This window comes from Pseudomonas sp. PA-4-8C (assembly GCF_021606625.1).
Classification (GTDB): Bacteria; Pseudomonadota; Gammaproteobacteria; order Pseudomonadales; family Pseudomonadaceae; genus Aquipseudomonas; species Aquipseudomonas lactis.
Genome location: NZ_WKCD01000341.1, coordinates 1 through 5,257, shown reverse-complemented (window position 1 = coordinate 5,257; position 5,257 = coordinate 1). Strand labels below are relative to the sequence as shown.

General features: G+C 62.1%; 4 protein-coding genes. All 4 read left to right on the top strand.

Annotated elements, in window-relative coordinates:
* Positions 1-885 (top strand): sigma-54 interaction domain-containing protein (locus tag GIW04_RS27570; RefSeq protein ID WP_236479398.1); only part of this gene is annotated, 885 nt, incomplete at its 5' end.
* A 295-nt stretch (positions 886-1,180) separates the two neighbouring features.
* The gene (locus GIW04_RS27565) at positions 1,181-2,572 is read left to right on the top strand and encodes a GntP family permease (RefSeq protein WP_003191810.1); all 1,392 of its coding nucleotides are present in this window, start codon (positions 1,181-1,183) and stop codon (positions 2,570-2,572) included.
* Positions 2,573-2,579: 7 nt separating this feature from the next.
* Complete coding sequence (locus GIW04_RS27560; RefSeq protein WP_120248165.1) at positions 2,580-3,353, top strand: 3-hydroxybutyrate dehydrogenase; 774 nt, start codon at positions 2,580-2,582, stop codon at positions 3,351-3,353.
* Positions 3,354-3,480: 127 nt separating this feature from the next.
* Positions 3,481-5,257, top strand: a 1,777-nt coding sequence (locus tag GIW04_RS27555; RefSeq protein WP_236479397.1) for an acetoacetate--CoA ligase, incomplete at its 3' end; no start/stop codon positions are given.

Below are 5,257 nucleotides of genomic sequence, written 5' to 3'. Positions count from 1 at the left end.
GCGCGGCGCAGTGCGAGCGCCGAATCGCCGGTATTGCTGCTCGGGGAAACCGGCACCGGCAAGGAGCTGCTCGCCCAGGCCATCCACGGCGCATCGCCCCGGGCGCACAAAGCCTTTGTGAGCATCAATAGCGCGGCGATTCCCCATGACCTGCTTGAAGCCGAATTCTTCGGCACCGCGCCCGGCGCCTTTACGGGTGCCGACCGCAAGGGTCGCCCCGGCAAATTCCAGATCGCCCAGGGCGGCACGCTGTTTCTCGATGAAATCGGCGACATGCCGCTGCCACTGCAAAGCAAATTGCTGCGGGTGTTGCAGGAAAAGGAATTCGAACCGGTGGGTTCCAACGAGATGCTGCACAGCGATGTGCGGGTGATTGCCGCGACGTCCATGGACCTGGAAGCGGCAATCAAGCGTGGTGAGTTTCGCGCCGATCTGTATTACCGCCTCAATGTACTGCCGATCCAGGTGCCACCGTTGCGTGAACGCCTGGAGGATATTCCGGCGTTGAGCGAGGCGATCCTTGAGGAGTTGCGCAGCCAGCACGAACTGGACCGCGATGCGCTGGCGCTGTTGGCCCAACATGCCTGGCCGGGCAATATCCGCGAGCTGCGCAATGTGCTGGAGCGGGCGGCGCTGTTGAGTGATGACGTGGTGTTGAATGCCGAGGAGATACGCACGGCCATTGGCACTTTTTTGCCGGTTGAACGCCGTGCGCTGGTGTCGATGGAGGGAGAGACATTCAGTGCGGCACGGGAACGGTTTGACCGGCAGGTTATCGCCGCCGCGCTCACGGCGTGTGAGGGGAATGTGGTGGAGGCAGCCAAGCGGCTAGGGCTGGGGCGGTCGACGCTATATAAAAAAATGCTGGCGCTTGGAATAACCTAGTCTCATAAAAGAGACAATATTCCCACTATCAAGACAACCCTGTGTGGGAGCTGGCTTGCCTGCGATAGCGTTGGTTCAGCCAGGGAATATGGCACTGTTACACCGCTATCGCAGGCAAGCCAGCTCCCACAAGGGATCTCCACTCGTCTCTCGATTGAGACTATCTTCTGGAAAACCGTCGTTAAAAGTAAATAAAGCCATATATATCAACAAGTTAAAAATTTGGCACACATCTCGCTATAGCTCCCTCCCACAGCCTCACCCCACAACAATAACAATTCGATGGAGACACACCATGAGTGTGATCATTGCCCTGGCTGCGCTCGCGCTGCTGATGCTGGCCGCCTACCGTGGCTATAGCGTTATCCTGTTTGCCCCCATCGCCGCCCTTGGCGCGGTGCTGCTCACCGACCCGTCCGCCGTCGCCCCTGCCTTTACCGGGGTGTTCATGGAAAAGATGGTCGGTTTTATCAAGCTGTATTTCCCGGTATTCCTGCTCGGTGCGGTGTTCGGCAAGCTCATTGAGCTGTCAGGCTTTTCGCGTTCGATTGTGGCCGCTGCGATCCGCTTGCTCGGCACCCGCCAGGCGATGCTGGTGATTGTGCTGGTGTGCGCCCTGCTCACCTATGGCGGCGTGTCGCTGTTCGTGGTGGTGTTTGCGGTGTACCCGTTCGCCGCCGAGATGTTCCGCCAGAGCAATATCCCCAAGCGCCTGATCCCGGCGACCATCGCCCTCGGCGCGTTTTCGTTCACCATGGACGCCCTGCCCGGCACCCCGCAGATCCAGAACATCATCCCCAGCACCTTCTTCAACACCACCGCCTGGGCGGCGCCGTGGCTGGGGCTGATCGGCACGATCTTCGTGTTTTGCGCCGGCATGCTCTACCTCGCACGCCAGCGCAACAAGGCCCAGCGTGCCGGTGAAGGCTATGGCACCGAGTTGCGCAATGAGCCCGAAACCGCCGACAACCTGAGCCTGCCCAACCCGTGGCTCGCGCTGTCGCCGCTGATCCTGGTGGGGGTGATGAACCTGTTGTTCACCCACTGGATCCCGCAGTGGTACGGCAAGACCCACAGCCTCAGCCTGCCGGGCATGAGCGCGCCGGTGACCACCGAAATCGCCAAGCTCACCGCGATCTGGGCGGTGCAGGCGGCGTTGCTGGTGGGGATTATCGTAGTACTGGTGTTCGGCTTCTCGGCAATTAAGAGCAAGCTGGCCGAAGGCAGTAAAAGCGCGGTAAGCGGTGCATTGCTTGCGGCGATGAACACCGCCTCGGAATATGGGTTTGGCGCCGTGATCGCCTCGCTGCCGGGCTTTCTGGTACTGGCGGACTGGCTCAAGGGCATCCCCAACCCGCTGGTCAACGAAGCGATCACCGTGACCTTGCTGGCCGGTATCACCGGCTCCGCTTCCGGCGGCATGAGCATCGCCCTGGCGGCGATGTCCGAGAGCTTTATTGCAGCCGCCCACGCGGCCAATATCCCCCTTGAGGTGCTCCACCGGGTCGCGGCCATGGCCAGCGGCGGCATGGACACCCTGCCCCACAACGGCGCGGTGATCACCCTGCTGGCCGTCACCGGGTTGACCCACCGCGAAGCCTACAAGGACATTTTTGGCATCACGATCATCAAGACCCTTGCGGTGTTCGTGGTGATCGGTACTTTCTACGCCACCGGCATTGTGTGAGGTTTTCATGACGACTTTGAATGGCAAGACCGCCCTGGTCACCGGCTCCACCAGCGGCATCGGCTTAGGCATTGCCCTGAGCCTGGCCAAGGACGGCGCCAACCTGATTCTCAACGGCTTTGGCGACGCCAGCGCGGTGATCGCCCAGGTGCAGGCGTTTGGCGGCAAGGTCGGGCATCACCCGGCCGACGTCAGCGACCCCGCGCAGATCGCCGACATGCTCGCTTACGCCGAGCGCGAGTTCGGTGGCGTGGACATCCTGGTCAACAATGCCGGCATCCAGCATGTGGCAGCGGTGGAAGACTTTCCGGTGGAACGCTGGGATTCGATTATCGCGATCAACCTGTCCTCGGTGTTCCACAGTACACGTTTGAGCCTGCCGGGCATGAAGGCCAAGGGCTGGGGGCGCATCGTCAATATCGCCTCGGTGCACGGCCAAGTCGGCTCAGTGGGCAAGGCGGCGTACGTGGCGGCCAAGCATGGGGTGATCGGCCTCACCAAGGTGGTGGGCCTGGAAACCGCCACCAGTAATGTGACCTGCAACGCCATCTGCCCGGGCTGGGTGCTGACGCCGCTGGTGCAGAAACAGATTGATGATCGCGTGGCTACTGGGGTAGACCCCCAGCAGGCGCAGCAGGATCTACTGGCAGAGAAACAGCCGTCGCTGGAGTTTGTGACGCCGTCGCAGTTGGGCGAGCTGGTGTTGTTTTTGTGCAGTGAAGCCGGTGCCCAGGTGCGCGGCGCGGCGTGGAACATCGATGGTGGTTGGCTGGCCCAGTAAACCCGTGATGATCGTTCCCACGCTCTGCGTGGGCACGCAGACCGGGGCGCTCCGCGCCCCAAAAGTGGACGCAGAGCGTCCAGTCAGGCATTCCCACGCGAAGCGTGGGAACGAGAAGAGGCAGCTTATGTCCGACATCCTCTGGCAACCGTCCCCCGGACGCATCCACGCCACGCGCATGGACCAGTTCCGCCGCTTCATCAACCAGCGCCACGGCGTTCAGCTCCACGACTACCCCGCCCTGCACCAATGGAGCATCGACCAGCGCCCGGACTTCTGGCAGGCGATTGTCGCGTTCTTTGACGTGCAGTTTCGCAGCCCGCCCAGCGTCACCCTGATCGAAGACGTGGAGATGCCCAGCGCCAATTGGTTCCCCGGCGCCACCCTGAACTTCGCCGAACACCTGTTACGCCGCCGTGACGATCATCCTGCGGTGGTGGCTGTCAGCGAAGACGGCCAACGTGAACAGTTGAGCTATGCGCAACTGGCGGAACACGTGGCCGGCCTGCAAAGAAGCCTGCGGGCGGCTGGGGTCGGCATAGGTGACCGAGTGGCCGCGTGCATGCCCAACACCTGGCAAACCCTGGTGGGCATGCTCGCGACCACCAGCCTCGGTGCGATCTGGTCGTGCTCCTCGCCAGATTTCGGCACCCAGGGCGTCATCGACCGCTTCGGCCAGATCGAGCCCAAGGTGCTGATCACCTGCGCAGGCTACCGCTATGCCGGCAAGCGCATCGACCAGAGCGCCAAGCTCAATGAGATCCTTGAACGCCTGCCCTCCCTGCAACAGTTGATCATCGTGCCTTACGCCAAGCCCGAGGCGCAGGCTGGGGACTACGCCACCCACGCCCACGTCGCACTGTGGGACGACTTCTACCAAGCCTGCGGCGAACCCGAATTTGTCGCGGTGCCGTTCGATCACCCGCTGTATATCCTTTATTCCAGCGGCACCACCGGCATCCCCAAGTGCATCATCCATGGCACTGGCGGCGTACTGCTCACGCACCTCAAGGAACACGGCCTGCATGCCGACCTGAATCGCGAGGACTGCCTGTTCTACTACACCACCTGCGGCTGGATGATGTGGAACTGGCTGGTGTCGGTGCTGGCGATCGGCGCCACCGCGGTGCTGTATGACGGCTCGCCGTTCCACCCCGGCCCCGAACGCTTGATCGACCTGATCGATGCGGAAAAAATCAGCGTGTTCGGCACCAGCCCAAAATTTCTCGCCACCCTGGAAAAATCCGGGTTGCAGCCGCGCTTGAGCCACGATCTGGGCAGCCTCAAGGGCCTGATTTCCACCGGCTCGCCGCTGTCGCCCCAGAGTTACGACTACGTGTACCGCGAGATCAAATCCGAGCTGTGCCTGTCGTCGATGTCGGGGGGCACCGACATTGTCTCCTGCTTTGTGATCGGCAACCCGGTGCTGCCCGTGCGGCGCGGTGAGATGCAGTGCAAGAGCCTGGCCATGGCCATCGAAGTGTGGGACGACCAGGGCCGGCCCCTGATCGGAGAGAAAGGCGAACTGGTGTGCACCCGGCATTTCCCGGCTATGCCCATCGGGTTGTGGAACGACCCGCAACAGCAAAAACTGCGCGCCTCGTATTTCAGCCAGTTCCCCGGCGTGTGGGCCCAGGGCGACTATGCCGAGCAACGCGCCAACGGCAGCCTGTTGATTCATGGGCGTTCCGACGCGGTGCTCAACCCCGGCGGCGTGCGCATTGGCACCGCCGAGATTTATCGCCAGGTAGAAAAAATCCCGCAGGTGCTGGAGAGCCTCGCCATTGGTCAACGTTGGCAGGACGACGTGCGCGTGGTGCTGTTTGTGCGCCTGGATTACGGAATTGAACTGGACGAGGCGCTGCAACAGCAGATCCGCCAGGTGATTCGCGCCAACACCACAC